The sequence below is a fragment of the Streptomyces sp. NBC_01446 genome (assembly GCF_026340095.1).
GTDB classification, from domain to species: Bacteria; Actinomycetota; Actinomycetes; order Streptomycetales; family Streptomycetaceae; genus Streptomyces; species Streptomyces aureus.
On the sequence record NZ_JAPEPO010000001.1, the window covers coordinates 2,586,148 to 2,600,299 of the forward strand.

General features: G+C 71.2%; 16 protein-coding genes, 2 pseudogenes and 1 riboswitch. Of the genes and pseudogenes, 7 read left to right on the forward strand and 11 right to left on the reverse strand.

The genetic code is table 11. From position 1 onward, the window contains the following. Positions 1-15 precede the first annotated feature (15 nt). Positions 16-255, reverse strand: a pseudogene (locus OG456_RS50475) (phosphopantetheinyl transferase); the annotation flags it as partial. A gap of 44 nt (positions 256-299) precedes the next feature. Here OG456_RS50475 and OG456_RS11390 point away from each other — a divergent pair. After that, the gene (locus tag OG456_RS11390; protein WP_266559843.1) at positions 300-446 is read left to right on the forward strand and encodes a hypothetical protein; all 147 of its coding nucleotides are present in this window, start codon (positions 300-302) and stop codon (positions 444-446) included. Positions 447-592: 146 nt separating this feature from the next. Here the strand turns inward: OG456_RS11390 and OG456_RS11395 are convergent, their stop codons facing one another. The 3 genes from OG456_RS11395 to OG456_RS11405 all read right to left on the reverse strand — a co-directional run bounded on the left by OG456_RS11395 (position 593) and on the right by OG456_RS11405 (position 3,054). Next, complete coding sequence (locus tag OG456_RS11395) at positions 593-1,393, reverse strand: enhanced serine sensitivity protein SseB C-terminal domain-containing protein (RefSeq protein ID WP_266559844.1); 801 nt, start codon at positions 1,391-1,393, stop codon at positions 593-595. 169 nt (positions 1,394-1,562) lie between these two features. After that, positions 1,563-2,330 carry an enhanced serine sensitivity protein SseB gene (locus tag OG456_RS11400; RefSeq protein WP_266559845.1) on the reverse strand — a complete coding sequence of 256 codons (768 nt, stop codon included), beginning with the start codon at positions 2,328-2,330 and terminating at the stop codon, positions 1,563-1,565. A gap of 106 nt (positions 2,331-2,436) precedes the next feature. Beyond that, complete coding sequence (locus OG456_RS11405) at positions 2,437-3,054, reverse strand: AAA family ATPase (protein WP_266569151.1); 618 nt, start codon at positions 3,052-3,054, stop codon at positions 2,437-2,439. Positions 3,055-3,251: 197 nt separating this feature from the next. Further along, a riboswitch (glycine riboswitch) is annotated at positions 3,252-3,355 on the forward strand. Between the two features lie 158 nt (positions 3,356-3,513). On the opposite strand from OG456_RS11405, the gene gcvT reads away from it, so the two are divergent. The 4 genes from gcvT (at position 3,514) to OG456_RS11425 (ending at position 7,925) form a co-directional block, all read left to right on the forward strand. After that, positions 3,514-4,653 carry a glycine cleavage system aminomethyltransferase GcvT gene (gene gcvT / locus OG456_RS11410; protein WP_266559847.1) on the forward strand — a complete coding sequence of 380 codons (1,140 nt, stop codon included), beginning with the start codon at positions 3,514-3,516 and terminating at the stop codon, positions 4,651-4,653. Positions 4,654-4,745: 92 nt separating this feature from the next. After that, complete coding sequence (gene gcvH, locus OG456_RS11415; RefSeq protein WP_116509676.1) at positions 4,746-5,129, forward strand: glycine cleavage system protein GcvH; 384 nt, start codon at positions 4,746-4,748, stop codon at positions 5,127-5,129. 13 nt (positions 5,130-5,142) lie between these two features. Continuing rightward, positions 5,143-6,402, forward strand: a complete 1,260-nt coding sequence (glyA, locus tag OG456_RS11420; protein ID WP_323136313.1) for a serine hydroxymethyltransferase — start codon at positions 5,143-5,145, stop codon at positions 6,400-6,402. A gap of 152 nt (positions 6,403-6,554) precedes the next feature. Beyond that, the gene (locus OG456_RS11425) at positions 6,555-7,925 is read left to right on the forward strand and encodes an L-serine ammonia-lyase (RefSeq protein WP_266559853.1); all 1,371 of its coding nucleotides are present in this window, start codon (positions 6,555-6,557) and stop codon (positions 7,923-7,925) included. Positions 7,926-7,954: 29 nt separating this feature from the next. Here the strand turns inward: OG456_RS11425 and OG456_RS11430 are convergent, their stop codons facing one another. Then, positions 7,955-8,944 carry a L,D-transpeptidase gene (locus tag OG456_RS11430; RefSeq protein WP_266559855.1) on the reverse strand — a complete coding sequence of 330 codons (990 nt, stop codon included), beginning with the start codon at positions 8,942-8,944 and terminating at the stop codon, positions 7,955-7,957. Between the two features lie 244 nt (positions 8,945-9,188). Between OG456_RS11430 and OG456_RS11435 the strand changes: the two genes are divergently transcribed. Next, on the forward strand, positions 9,189-9,740 hold the full coding sequence (locus OG456_RS11435; protein ID WP_266559857.1) for a glycoside hydrolase family 25 protein: 552 nt from the start codon (positions 9,189-9,191) through the stop codon (positions 9,738-9,740). A 21-nt stretch (positions 9,741-9,761) separates the two neighbouring features. On the opposite strand, the gene OG456_RS11440 is transcribed toward OG456_RS11435, so the two are convergent. The 6 genes and pseudogenes from OG456_RS11440 to OG456_RS11465 form a co-directional block, all read right to left on the reverse strand. Next, positions 9,762-10,421: an NADPH-dependent F420 reductase gene (locus OG456_RS11440; protein WP_266559859.1), complete on the reverse strand. Its 660-nt coding sequence runs from the start codon at positions 10,419-10,421 to the stop codon at positions 9,762-9,764. Positions 10,422-10,729: 308 nt separating this feature from the next. After that, entirely contained in the window at positions 10,730-11,242 is a 513-nt protein-coding gene (locus tag OG456_RS11445; protein WP_266559861.1) for a hypothetical protein, read from the reverse strand. A gap of 551 nt (positions 11,243-11,793) precedes the next feature. Next, positions 11,794-12,021: pseudogene (locus OG456_RS11450) on the reverse strand (M4 family metallopeptidase); the annotation flags it as partial. A 56-nt stretch (positions 12,022-12,077) separates the two neighbouring features. Next, complete coding sequence (locus OG456_RS11455) at positions 12,078-12,215, reverse strand: hypothetical protein (RefSeq protein ID WP_266559863.1); 138 nt, start codon at positions 12,213-12,215, stop codon at positions 12,078-12,080. A 60-nt stretch (positions 12,216-12,275) separates the two neighbouring features. Further along, positions 12,276-12,491 carry an EF-hand domain-containing protein gene (locus tag OG456_RS11460; RefSeq protein ID WP_266559865.1) on the reverse strand — a complete coding sequence of 72 codons (216 nt, stop codon included), beginning with the start codon at positions 12,489-12,491 and terminating at the stop codon, positions 12,276-12,278. Positions 12,492-12,532: 41 nt separating this feature from the next. Then, positions 12,533-13,447 carry a MerR family transcriptional regulator gene (locus tag OG456_RS11465; RefSeq protein ID WP_266559867.1) on the reverse strand — a complete coding sequence of 305 codons (915 nt, stop codon included), beginning with the start codon at positions 13,445-13,447 and terminating at the stop codon, positions 12,533-12,535. A 57-nt stretch (positions 13,448-13,504) separates the two neighbouring features. Between OG456_RS11465 and OG456_RS11470 the strand changes: the two genes are divergently transcribed. Continuing rightward, the gene (locus OG456_RS11470) at positions 13,505-14,149 is read left to right on the forward strand and encodes a GNAT family N-acetyltransferase (protein ID WP_266559869.1); all 645 of its coding nucleotides are present in this window, start codon (positions 13,505-13,507) and stop codon (positions 14,147-14,149) included. Positions 14,150-14,152: the final 3 nt, after the last annotated feature.

Consider the following 14,152-nt stretch of genomic DNA (forward strand, 5'->3'; position numbering starts at 1 on the left):
CACCACCCCGCCCGGCCAGCGCGGCGCCCGGTCCGGGCCCGGCACCAGCGGCAGCGGGCGGACCCCGAGTGCGCCGAGGACGCGTCGGGCGCAGTGGCGCACCTCGCCGAACTCCCGGCGCCGCGACGCGGCCGCGCCCGCGACGTAGGCGCGCTCCTCGGGAAACAGGACCGCGCCCGCCGCCTCCCCGAACGCGCCCGCCACCGCGACGAAGGCGGGCAGAACGCCCACGACGGGCCCGTCGTCCCAGGTCACGACCAGGGCAGTCGCGCGGCCGCCTCCTCGTCGGTCACCAGGGCGTGGATCGCGGCCAGCAGGCCCTCGACGAGGCGGCCCGGCAGCTCCTCGCCGAAGCGGCCGTGTCGGAGGGCAGTTGGAACGGCACCAGCGGCGAGCCGGACACCGGCGCCCCGGGATGCGGCATTCCCGCAGATCGCCGCCCATGACTTCGAGTGGACCGAACACCAGTGCGCTCGAAACCTGGTCAGGGCATTACGTAAGCGCTCTCACCTGGTCGTCACGTGAACTGCGGCAGGGCGGTTCATTTACGTTCAACCAACCGTTCCGTAATGCCACTTGAAGACCGAACAGTTCAGTACGTCCCGTGCGGCGGCGGGTACCCGTACCCCGCGACGGGGGCGGGCGCGGGCGGGGCCGCGTGGGCCTCGCGGTCGTAGAACGGGCGGGCGTTGGCGCGCAGCCACATGGCGACGGGGTCGTGCTCGTCGGACATCGCGACCGTGGAGACGGGCAGCCCGTCGGGCACGGCGACGACCGACTGCTGCATCATCGCGCGCACCGCGTCCACGGACACCGGCGACGTGTCGTACACGTCGAGGCCGATCGCCAGATGGGGCGCGCCGAGCGTCGGCTGGACCCAGGCGCGGCGCAGCGAGCGGATCGCGGTGGTGCGGTGCGCGTTCTGCGTCAGCAGGGCGTAGAACTGGGGGATTTCGATGGCGGGGTCGCTCAGCCGCAGGGGCCCGGCGGGCTGGCGGTCGAGGCCGCCCGCGATCCGGCGCAGGTCGAGCCACGGGATGCCGACGCCGCCGCCGGGCGCGTGCGGGTTGAGCCACAGGCCGTAGTGGTCGGGGTAGAGCGTGCGGGCCGCGTCGACCCCGCCGACGACCTCGTACGCGCGGCTCCAGCCGGAGGCGGACAGCTCCTGGGCGGAGGTGACGCAGGGGGCGTACGAGAAGCCGTCGACCTCCATGTTCCCGTACTGCGCGTCGGGGGATCCGGCCTGGCCGTGCCAGAGCAGCATCCACACCTGACCGGCGCCGGGGTCCGCGAGCGCGTGGAGCAGCGCCTCGTAGGCGTCGTAACGCCCCGGCGTCACCTGGCGCAGCATGTGCTCGACCTGACCGGCCGCGGCCGTGCCCGACGCACTCACCCGTAACCGCCCCTTCGTGACGTACTCGACGATTTCGACCCGCTCCCCGCGGCGGGACCGCCCAGACAGGTCATGAAACCAGCTTAAGCGGCGATCCTGACACCGACTTGGCGTACGCGCGGTCGACCGCTTTCCCGTGTTCTCCCGAACGGGGACCGGCGCCGGGCTTTCAGTGACCCTGCGTGTAGAACGGCCGCAGCGTGGCACGCATCCAGTCACCGACCGGGTCCTGGGTGATGTCGAGCAGGACGAGGTTCACCGGCCAGGGCGCCGGGACCCGGCCCAGGGCGCGGCCCAGGGCGTCCATGGGCAGGTTGCGCGCGGGCCCCTCCCACTGCGACAGCTCGACGCCGACGAAGAGGACGGGGTCGCCGCCCTCGACGCTGGCGAGGCAGCGGCGGGCGGTGAGGACGACGCCGGACGCCTCGAACTCCTCGCGCACGGCGGCCAGGAAGTCGACCGGGTCGTTCTGCCAGTCGGGCTCGGAGAGGCTGACCCGGCCGCCCGTGGCGGGCCCGTCCAGCGGCGTACGGCCGGACCTGCACAGCTCGGCGACGGCGGGCGGGGGCAGCGGGATGCCGACGGCGCCGTCCGGGTTCACCGCGATGCCGACCTGCGGGGGCAGCCCGCGCGCGAACTCGACGGCCGGCGCGACCGTGCAGCCCATCCGGTCGCCGACGACCGCGAGGAACTGCTCCTCCGAGCTGAAGACGGGGACATAGGCCTGGCCTTCGATCTCCAGCGTCGGCAGGTCGAGGTTCGGGCTGCCGGGCCCGCCGCCCTGGGGCAGCGGTATCCACACCTGACTGCGTCCGAGGACCTCGACGATCCGGCCGCCCGCCGAGTCGACCCCGAGGGAGGCGGCGAGCACCTCCTCCAGCTCGTTGGCCGGCCACCCGCCGTACGGATGTGCATGAGCCTGCGCCGGAATGTCCATGTGCCTACCACCCGCTCTGGAACCGCTCTGTCTGCGGCCGAACCCTAGCGTGTGCGGATGACACGACACCCTCCGCATCCGCACACTCACATGCGGTCGCGGGGCGTCAACCGCCCTCGAACGCGATCCCGTTCAGCACATCCGTCGCGTCCCGGTCGAGCAGCACCGCGGACGCGCAGCCCCACGGCAGGTCACCGCGCTCGGCCGACTCCACCAGACCCGCGACCGCGCGGCGGTGCCGGGCGAACGCGTAGCGCGAGACCCCGCGGCCGCGGTCCCGCTGGCCCGCGAGCGCCGTGTCCGCGTCGACGTCGAGCAGCATCAGATGCAGGTGCGCGCCGCGCCGCCCGGCCTCCCTGGCCAGCCAGCGCCGCACCCAGGCCTGCGTGCCGCAGTCGTGCAGGACGACGCTGCCTCCCGAGCGCAGGGCCCGCCGCAGCCCGGCGAAGTGCGCGAGCCGCACGAGCGGGCGGTACACGGCGTACGGGAGGAGCCGGGGCAGCCGGGCAGCCCAGCGGTCACGGGCGTCCTGCGAGTCGATGCGCACGGCTCCCCCGCCGCCGACCACGCGGCTCATCAGCGTGGACTTGCCGCTGCCCGGGAGCCCCGAGACCACGATCAGGTCACCCCGCGCGAAGCCGAGGCGCCTCGGCGTACGGCCGCCTCTGCCGCGCAGATCCCTGACGACCGGACCCCGCCCCGTCACCGACCTCGGGCGGGGCATCGCGCGCTGTCCGACCCCTGCCGCCGCGTACGCACCAGCCGCTGCCTTGTGCACCGTGATCGTCCTCCCCGTTCCGGTCACGCCACCCTTGCCCGTCAAGTGTAAAGAGACGGTAATGCCGTACAAGTGGTTTCCCCGTACGGTCGGCATGCAATGATGTGCGCGCCAAGAGCACGACCAACTGCATACCGGCCGCTTGAATCCGCGCGGGAGAGCTCCCCGGACGCCGACGCGTCCCCGGGGGCGCCGAAGGAGCAAGTTCCTCCCTTGAATCTCTCAGGCCCCGTACCGCGCGGGCGAGGCATATCTGAAAAGCGGGCGGCCCTGGCCGCTCCACCCAAGGTGCAAGTCGCGACCACCTGTACGTGTGGCGCCGGCGAACCTCTCAGGTTCCGATGACAGATGGGGAGGAAGACCATCGCCCTCGTCTGTCATGCCTGGGATCCTGGAGCACCACTCATGAGCAACGCCCCCCGTAAGACCGCCCTCGACGCCCTGCACCGCTCGCTGGGCGCGACGATGACCGACTTCGCGGGCTGGGACATGCCGCTGCGGTACGGCAGCGAACGCGACGAGCACATCGCGGTCCGCACCCAGGCGGGCCTCTTCGACCTGTCGCACATGGGCGAGATCACCGTCACCGGGCCGCAGGCCGTCGACCTCCTCGACTACGCCCTCGTCGGCAACATGTCCACGATCGGCCCCGGCCGCGCCCGCTACACCATGATCTGCCAGGAGGACGGCGGGATCATCGACGACCTGATCGTCTACCGCCTGGGCGAGCAGGAGGCCGGTCCTGTCCAGTACATGGTCGTCGCCAACGCGGGCAACGCGCAGATCGTGCTCGACACGATCACCGAGCGCGCCGCCGGCTTCGACGCCGAGGTCCGCGACGACCGCGACGCCTACTCGCTGATCGCCGTGCAGGGCCCCGAGTCCCCCGGCATCCTGAAGTCCCTCACGGACGCCGACCTGGACGGCCTCAAGTACTACGCGGGCCTGCCCGGCACCGTCGCCGGCGTCCCCGCCCTCATCGCCCGCACCGGCTACACCGGCGAGGACGGCTTCGAGCTGTTCGTCGCCCCGGAGCACGCCGAGAAGCTGTGGCAGGCGCTGACCGACGCGGGCGCGCCGGTCGGGCTCGTCCCCGCCGGCCTCTCCTGCCGCGACACGCTGCGCCTGGAGGCCGGCATGCCGCTGTACGGGCACGAGCTGACGACGGCGCTGACCCCGTTCGACGCGGGTCTCGGCCGCGTCGTGAAGTTCGAGAAGACGGGCAACGAGGGCCGCTTCGTGGGCCGCGAGGCGCTCGAGGCCGCCGCCGAGCGCGCCGAGACCGCCCCGCCGCGCAAGCTCGTCGGCCTGATCGCCGAGGGCCGCCGGGTGCCGCGCGCCGGGATGTCCGTGGTCGCCGGCGGCCAGGTGATCGGCGAGGTCACCTCCGGCGCCCCCTCCCCCACCCTCGGCAAGCCGATCGCCATCGCCTACGTGGACGCGGCGCACGCCGCCCCCGGCACCGAGGGCGTCGGCGTGGACATCCGCGGCGCCCACGAGCCGTACGAGGTCGTGGCGCTGCCGTTCTACAAGCGCCAGAAGTAGCCCGACCAGTCCTCACGGGGGCCGCCGGAAGTAACCCAGCGCACACCCCTCTCGTTCCGCAGCACCCATTCGCGTACAGGAGAATTCAGATCATGAGCAACCCCCAGCAGCTGCGCTACAGCAAGGAGCACGAGTGGCTGTCGGGCGCCGAGGACGGCGTCTCGACGGTCGGCATCACCGAGTTCGCGGCCAACGCGCTCGGCGATGTCGTCTACGCCCAGCTCCCCGAGGTCGGTGACACGGTGACCGCGGGCGAGACCTGCGGCGAACTCGAGTCGACCAAGTCCGTCAGCGACCTGTACTCCCCGGTCACCGGCGAGGTCGTCGAGGCGAACCAGGACGTCGTGGACGACCCGGCACTGGTGAACTCCGCCCCGTTCGAGGGCGGCTGGCTGTTCAAGGTCCGCATCTCGGATGAGCCGAAGGACCTGCTCTCCGCGGACGAGTACGACGCGTTCTCCGGCTCCGGCAACTAGGGACACCACGACCATGTCGCTCATGAACACCCCCCTGCACGAGCTCGACCCGGACGTCGCCGCCGCGGTCGACGCCGAGCTGCGCCGTCAGCAGTCCACCCTCGAGATGATCGCGTCGGAGAACTTCGCTCCGGTCGCCGTCATGGAGGCGCAGGGCTCGGTCCTGACCAACAAGTACGCCGAGGGCTACCCCGGCCGGCGCTACTACGGCGGCTGCGAGCACGTCGACGTCACCGAGCAGATCGCCATCGACCGGGTCAAGGACCTCTTCGGCGCCGAGTACGCCAACGTCCAGCCCCACTCCGGCGCCTCCGCCAACCAGGCCGCCCTCTTCGCGCTCGCCAAGCCCGGCGACACGATCCTGGGCCTGGACCTGGCGCACGGCGGTCACCTCACGCACGGTATGCGCCTGAACTTCTCCGGCAAGCAGTTCGACGTCGTGGCCTACCACGTCGACGAGGCCGGCCTGGTGGACATGGCCGAGGTCGAGCGCCTCGCCAAGGAGCACCGCCCCAAGGTCATCATCGCGGGCTGGTCCGCCTACCCCCGCCAGCTGGACTTCGCCGCGTTCCGCCGCATCGCGGACGAGACCGGCGCCTTCCTGTGGGTCGACATGGCCCACTTCGCCGGCCTCGTCGCGGCCGGGCTGCACCCCAACCCGGTCGAGTACGCCGACGTGGTCACCTCCACCACGCACAAGACCCTCGGCGGGCCGCGCGGCGGGATCATCCTCGCGAAGAAGGACTTCGCGAAGAAGCTGAACTCCTCCGTCTTCCCCGGCTTCCAGGGCGGCCCCCTGGAGCACGTGATCGCCGCCAAGGCCGTCTCCTTCAAGATCGCCGCGAGCGAGGACTTCAAGGAGCGCCAGCAGCGCACCATCGAGGGCGCCCAGATCCTCGCCGCCCGTCTGACCTCGGACGACGCGCGCGCCGCGGGCGTGAACGTGCTGTCCGGCGGCACGGATGTGCACCTGGTCCTGGTCGACCTGCGCGAGTCCGAGCTCGACGGTCAGCAGGCCGAGGACCGTCTCCACGAGGTCGGCATCACCGTCAACCGCAACGCGGTCCCGAACGACCCGCGCCCGCCGATGGTCACCTCCGGCCTGCGGATCGGCACCCCGGCCCTGGCCACCCGTGGCTTCCAGACCGAGGACTTCACCGAGGTCGCCGACATCATCGCCGAAGCGCTGAAGCCGGAATACGACGCGCCGTCCCTCAAGGTCCGCGTCACCGCTCTCGCCGACAAGTACCCCCTGTACCCCGGCCTGAAGTAGTTTCGTACGCATTTGTACGTATGGAATTTCGGGGCACCGCGCACACTGGACAGTGAGAGCGGTGCCCCGCCCCATGCAGCGCCCTCCGCATCACCTTGCGCACCACCCGGCGGACAACGGCGTCCGCCGAAACCCCACCTAGGAGTTCCCCCGTGGCCATCTCGGTCTTCGACCTGTTCTCGATCGGCATCGGCCCGTCCAGCTCTCACACGGTCGGCCCCATGCGGGCGGCCCGCATGTTCGCGCGCCGCCTGAAGAACGAGGGCCTGCTCGCCCACACCGCCTCGATACGGGCGGAGCTCTACGGCTCCCTCGGCGCCACCGGACACGGCCACGGCACCCCCAAGGCGGTCCTGCTGGGTCTGGAGGGCGACTCCCCCCGCACCGTCGACGTGGAGAAGGCCGACGACCGCGTCGAGGCGATCAAGACCTCCGGGAAGATCAACCTGCTCGGCGTCCACGAGATCCCGTTCAGCTTCGACGACGATCTGGTCCTGCACCGCCGCAAGGCGCTTCCGTACCACGCCAACGGCATGACGATCTTCGCCTACGACCACGAGGGCGCCCTCGTCCTGGAGAAGACGTACTACTCGGTGGGCGGCGGCTTCGTCGTCGACGAGGATGCCGTGGCCGGCGAGAACCCGATCGTGCCCGACGACACGGTCCTCAAGTACCCCTTCCGCACCGGCGACGAGCTGCTCCGCCTCACCGGGGAGACCGGCCTGTCCATCTCCGCTCTGATGCTGGAGAACGAGAAGGCCTGGCGCACCGAGGACGAGATCCGCTCCGGCCTCCTCGACATCTGGCGCGTCATGCAGGCCTGCGTCTCGCGCGGCATGTCCCGCGAGGGCATCCTGCCCGGCGGCCTCAAGGTCCGCCGCCGCGCCGCGAACTCCGCCCGCCAGCTGCGCGCCGAGGGCGACCCGATGGCCCGCGCCATGGAGTGGATCACCCTCTACGCGATGGCCGTGAACGAGGAGAACGCCGCGGGCGGCCGTGTCGTGACCGCGCCCACCAACGGCGCCGCGGGCATCATCCCCGCGGTCCTGCACTACTACGTCAACTTCGTGCCCGGCGCGGATGAGGAAGGCGTCGTCCGCTTCATGCTCTCCGCGGGCGCCATCGGCATGCTCTTCAAGGAGAACGCCTCCATCTCCGGCGCCGAGGTCGGCTGCCAGGGCGAGGTCGGCTCCGCCTGCTCGATGGCCGCGGGCGCGCTCGCCGAGGTCCTCGGCGGCACCCCCGAGCAGGTCGAGAACGCCGCCGAGATCGGCATGGAGCACAACCTCGGCCTGACCTGCGACCCCGTCGGCGGCCTCGTCCAGATCCCCTGCATCGAGCGCAACGGCATGGCCGCCGCGAAGGCCGTCACCGCGGCCCGTATGGCCCTGCGCGGCGACGGCCGCCACCACGTCTCCCTCGACAAGGTCATCAAGACCATGAAGGAGACCGGCGCCGACATGTCCGTCAAGTACAAGGAGACGGCCCGCGGCGGTCTCGCGGTGAACATCATCGAGTGCTGAGGATCAGCAGGGGTTGAGGGCGGCGGCGGTCACAGGGTGGCCGTCGTGCCCTCCCCCGACCCGCTCCCCGCGAGCCACTGGTCCCAGCTCAGGTTGAAGGCCGCGTAGCCGTTGTCGGCCGGAGCCTTGGCGCGCGGCGAGCCCGTGATCGTCACGGGGTCGCCCTGCTTGACCTGGCCGTAGAACCACTTGGCGTCGGCCATCGACAGGTGGACGCAGCCGTGCGAGCCACGGGCGGAGCCGCTGCCCGGGTTCGGGTCACCGGTCGAGTAGTGGACGTATGTACCGGACTGGGTGAGGTGGACGTCCCAGGGCAGCGTCAGGTCGTAGTAGTTGGCGCTGCCCTTGTTGCAGCTGATGCCGACGCTGCAGGAGGTCATGTGGACCTTCTCCTGCTTGTCGATGACGGCCATCGTGCCGTTCCAGGTCGGGTACTCGGCGCTGCCGGCGTTGATCGACAGCGTGCGCACGGCCTGGCCGTTCTTGGTGACCTTCATGGTGTGACCGGTGACGGAGACGTCGGCCCGGACGTCGTCGCCGACCGTGAAGGAGTGCGTGTAACCGTGCACGCCGTAGCGTCCGTTGCCGTTGCTGACACCCTTCATGTCGGCGTCGATCTTCACCTTCGTACCGGAGGGCCAGTACGTCTTCGGGCGCCAGTCCGCGCGCTTGTCGCCGAACCAGTGCCAGGCACCGGCCACCGGCTGCGAGGTGCTGACCTTCATGTGCTTCTCGACGGAGGCGCGCGCCTTGGCGGCCACCGGGTTGGTGAAGACCACCGAGATCGGCATCGCCACACCGACCTTGGCGTCGTTCAGCGGAGTGATCGTCTCCAGGAGCATCGGCGGACCCTTGGGCTTCGCCGGTGTGGGCGAGGCGCTCGCGCCCGGCTTTCCCGCCGCCTTCCCGTCGTCCCCGCCCGCTTTCTTGTCGTCACTGCCGCCGCCGCAGGCACTCGCGCCCACCAGCACCGCGACCGTCACGAGCGCGATCCTTATTCCGCCCTTGCGCCGTCCCACGACCTGCTCCACTCTCCGATTCACCCCATGCCCCCCAACGGGCCCAACTCCCTGTCAGACAGTGCCACAGCTCCGGCAGTTGCACGAAGCCGTGTAAAGCGTGTTCCAAGACTGCGGCCGTCGAAACGTCCTGGCGGCGCCGCGTCCCTCGGGCAGATCAACGTGCGGAAAGAGGTACCCCGACGGGATCGGATCGGGGACGATGGATGTTCGACCTCGTCGCCCCACCGACCAGGAGGCCAGCATGCTGCGCGGTATCGACGTCAGTTCGTACCAGTCCACCTTCGACACGGAAGGCCAGTCGTTCGTCTTCATCAAGGCGACGGAGGGGCGTTCGTACGTCAATCCGCGGCTCACGGCGCAGACGAAACTGGCCCGGGACGGCGGCTGCGTCGTCGGCTTCTACCACTTCCTGTGGCCGGGCAACCTCACGGCCCAGGCCGAGTACTTCGTGAGCAAGGCCCCGGAGAAGGCAGGGGACTTGCTCGCCGTGGACTGGGAGACGACCGGGGAGGGCACCCGCGCGAGCAACGCGGAGAAGGACCGCTTCATCCGCGAGGTGAAGCGCCTGCGCCCCCATCACCGGGTGCTCCTCTACACGAACCGCAACTTCTGGCTGACCGTGGACACGACGTCCTACGCCGGTGACGGGCTCTGGATCGCCGACTACACGACGGCCGGCAAACCGCGCATCAAGGCGGCCTGGAAGTTCCATCAGTACACGGACAGTCCGCTCGACAAGGACGTCGCCCAGTTCACCAGCAAGGGCGCGCTGCGGGACTGGGCCACCCCGTGACGCGCCCTCGCACCGGGTGACTCAGGCGCGCCACTCCGCCGTGCGTTCCGGGGACGCCTCGGCGAGGGCCTTGCGGACAGTGTCCGCGTCCGCCGCGAGGCCGTAGACCGGGGTGCCGGGCTGCTGGCGCCAGGACTCGTCGAGGCCGCCCGTGTCCACGGAGTCGAAGCCGATCCCGTCGAGCAGGTCGCGTACGACCTTCTTGGCCGCGTCGTCGTCGCCGGCGACGGGCAGGGCGATGCGCTCGGGGTCGCCCTTGGGGCGCGGCTTGTCGAGGAGTTCGTGGGCGTAGGTGCCGTTGAAGACCTTGACCACCGGGTGGCCGAGCTGGAGCTCGGTCCAGCGGCTCTCGGGCATGCCCTCCTCGATGGCGGCGATCCGGCCGTCGCGCTGCTGCGGGTAGTAGTTGCCGGTGTCGATGACGATGACGCCTTCCGGCGCGTCGTCGAGGAGGTCACCGGGCAGGCCGGGGACGGCCTTCATGGGGACGGTGACCACGACGACGTCGGCGCCGCGAGCCGCCTCGGCGACGGTCACCGGCGTGGCACCCGTCTCCCCGGCGAGGTCGCGCAGGGTCTCGGGGCCGCGCGAGTTGGCCACGGACACGTCGTGGCCGGCCGCGGTGAAACGGCGGGTGAGATTGCCGCCGATGTTGCCGGCGCCGATGATGCCGATCTTCATGTGGAGCCCTTCCGAAGGAGCGTGCGGTACGCGCGTGGTCACGTACCTCCGGTCTGGCCGGGCCATGCCTGTCTCGCGCGAGTGCCACACGAACGGGGGCCGCACCTGCCTCGGTCCTGGCGCGCCGGCGTACGCGTGGTGCCGGGTCGACGGCGTGACGGCGTGGGGGGCGCGGGCCGTGACCCTCGCCGCTGGTGGCGTCGGTCCAGGCGGTCCTGGCGGCCGTGAACCGGGCGGTGGCGGCACAGCGAAGCGGGGGCGCCCACCGGGACTCCGGTGGACGCCCCCGCGGGGACGGTCGGGCCGGGCTACTCGCAGGTGCCCGCGAACGTCTTCCGGGTCACGACATCGGTCGCCGCGGCACTCGTGTCCAGCCACGCGACGCGCTGGCCGTCACCGAGGGACGGGGCCAGCTGGGCGCCGGAGGAGCAGGAGACCCGCGTGAAGGCGTTGGCCCCCGCGACCGCGTCGGACGTACGGGAGGCCAGGACCTTGACCTTCTCCGGACCGCTCCAGGAACCGAGGCCGCTCCAGGCGTCGTACGTGGAGTACGCGAAGTAGTCGTCGGTGACGGAGAACTGGGCGAAGTAGGTGCCCGTCGGCAGGCGCAGCTTCGCCGCCTTGGTCAGGTCGTCGACGGGCGCGGACTGGAAGCCGGTGCTTCCGAACAGGCTGTTGTTCTCCCGCCAGAAGATGCGGTCCGCGGCGAGCTGGATGTCACCGATGGAGTTGAAGATGAAGCCGCCGATCCGCTTGCTCTGGGTGGTGCGGTGGCGATGTCGTAGAGGCGTACGTAGGTGTGGTCGGCGCCGCCGGACCACGCGATCCGCCCGTTCTTCATCGCCAGTCGGCCCGCCTTGGTGCCGGCCTCGGGCGTCACATTGACCGTGGTGCCGTCGGCCTTGCGGAGCATGACGTCCTGCTCGCCGTCGGCGGTGGTGCGGATGTAGGCGAGCGCTCCGTGGTCGGTGACCGGCTCGGTCTCGTCGGCGTCCGGGGAGTCGACCAGCTTCTTGATCGCACCCCGGCCCTTGTCACCGGCCTGGTAGATGCCGATGCCCGCGGCGGAGATCCGGGTGAAGACGACGCGCTCGTCGTCGAGAGACGGGTCCATCAGGTAGGCGTTCGACTGCGCCAGCTCGTGCTGGGGGTTCTTGCCGAAGCGTCCGACCGTGATGCCGAAGGCCGCGCCGCCCTGGCCCCAGGCGATCGCGTCGCCGTGGCCGATGGCGTAGACGTCGCCGCTGATCTGCGCGGCCTGCTCGTCGATGCCGCCGGCGTAGACCTCGTAGGCGGGCAGGACGTCGGCGCCGATGGTGGTGCCGTCGTGGGTGCCGGCCTTCTGCTCCCAGCCCTGCTCGATGCCGTGGTCGTCGAAGGCCTTGGCGATGACGGCGAGGTCGCCGCCGGAGACCTTCAGGGACGTCGCGGCGAGGGTGACCGCGTTGCGCATGTCGGTGAAGCCCGAGAGCGGGGTGAGGTAGTTCTGGGCAGCCCGGTAGGTGATCCGGTCGGCGAGGTCGGCACCGAGGCTCTTGCGCATGTCCCACAGCGCGCCACCGACGATGGTGGAGTTGGCGTGCACACCGCCGTTGTCGAAGGTTGGTGAGACCGATGTGCAGGAGTCCGACTATCTGCCGGTCGGTGGCGTCGAGTTCACGTCCGCCGCCGGGACCCTCGGCGCCGTGCGCGCCCAGCGGCCAGGGCGGCCGGGTCGCTGTCGGGCCGGTCCACCAGGAACCGGTAGACCGCGTCCTCCTCGGGCCCGAGGCCGAGGAGGGTGAGCAACGACACGTCCGCCGGGGCGGGAGCCGTGTGGTCCCGCCCCGGCGGACGGGGCTCGGTGCTCAGCGCTCAGGCCTTGTTCAGGTTCGCCCAGAACTCGTCGAACGAGAGGACCTTGTCGCCGTTGGCGTCCTGCCGGGCGATGAGCACCTCGGCGACCGACTCGGTGACGTTGAAGTCGCCCATCTGAGCCATCGCGCTCTTGTACTCGGCCGCTGTGATGAAGCCGTCGCCGTCCGCGTCGAACCGCTGGAACGCCTTGCGTGCTTCCTCGATGTCCGCCACCGGGTCCACCCCTTCTTGCTGTAACACTGACGGAGGTCAGATTAACCGGCCGTACGAGCGCGCAGTGCGGCGACCACCCACGCGAACTCCTCGTTGTGGCGGGGCAGCGTCTCCAGGCCCCGTACCAGGGACACCAGGTCACGGAACCGGGCCACGTCGTCGTTGGCCGCGGCCTCCATGCGCTCCAGTACGGCGGCCGGGTCGGCGTTCCCGAGCAGTCCCCGCAGCACCTCGTCCGCCTCGGGCGACTCGGGCGCGACGCCGCGCTCCCGCGCCTCCCCGGCGAGCTGCACCAGGCGGCTCATGAACCACAGCGAGCTGCCCGGCGGGACGTCGGGCCCGCGGTCGGCGGCGTTGAACTCGATCATCCGGCGCATGTGCGCGCGGAAGTCCGGGTCCTGCATCAGCTCGGCCAGCTCGACCCACGCGTCGACCTGCTCGGTCGTCGGATCGTCCGGCAGGTCGGGGACCATGACCCGCATCCGGGTGCGGATGTCCGGGTCGGCGGCGTCCAGGCCGCCGAAGGTCTGTTCCATGAAGTCGTCGACGATGTGCTTGCGCTCGGCGGCACTCAGCCGCGCCAGCTTGTTCATCAGGGCCATCTCCTCTGCGCTCGAGTTCCTCTTCGCGACGGTCGATAGGACGGCCCGGTTCAGCCGCAGCGAGCGGATCTGCGCGTCCAGCGCCGCCACGTGCGCGGCGGCCACGGACGCGATGTCCGACTCCCCGTCCACCACGCTGCGTACGTCGTCCAGGCCGAGGCCCAACTCCCGCAGGGTGCGGATGAGTTCGAGCCGGGCGAGGGAGCGCGCGTCGTACAGGCGGTAGCCGCCCGAGCTGCGTCCGACGGGCGGCAGGGCGCCCACGTCGGACCAGTAGCGGATGGTGCGCACCGACAGGCCGGTGCGCCGGGACAGCTGCCCGATGGTGAGCAGCCGCGGGCCGTCGTCGATCATGTTGAGGAGTCTGGGCCTTCCAGTGGGTGGAGACTCAAGCGAGCCGAGGGGAACGCCATGCGAGGCACGGTGCGGAACATTCTGGACGCCGCGGCGCGAGGGGTCTTCCCCCCGCCGGACGGGGGCACGACGGTGGTGCCGCAGGCGGATCACCGGGACGCGGGTGTGCTGTCCTTCACCGCCCACTCGGTGGTGTTCACGGACGAGGACCCGGGATGGGTGCACGAGACGCTGCGCGGCCTGGACTGCGATCCGCTGGCTGCGACGATGAATCCGCGGTTCCTCGGCGCGCTCATGGAGCGGACCGGGCGCCGTCACGACACGACGGACCTGCTCACGGTGGCTCCGGCGCTGCCGGGCGAGCCGCCGGTGGCCCTGGAGGAGATCGCGGACCCGGACCATCCGCGGGTGCTGCGGGCGCGGGCGCGCCGTGACGACGTGCGGATGTGGGCGGCGGACGGCGGGGTGCTGGTCCTCGGGCGCGGCGTCGCGGGCCGCTGGGAGACGGCGATCGAGGTCGACGAGGAGGCGCGTCACCGGGGCCTCGGCCGGCTCCTCGCCGTGTCCGCCCGGCATCTGGTCCCGGACGGCGGGCCGGTGTGGTCCCAGCAGTCCCCCGGGAACGCCCGCAGTGTGCGGGCGTTCCAGGCGGCCGGTTACCGTCCCGTCGGCGCGGAGGCACTGTTCACCGCGCCCCGGTAGCGG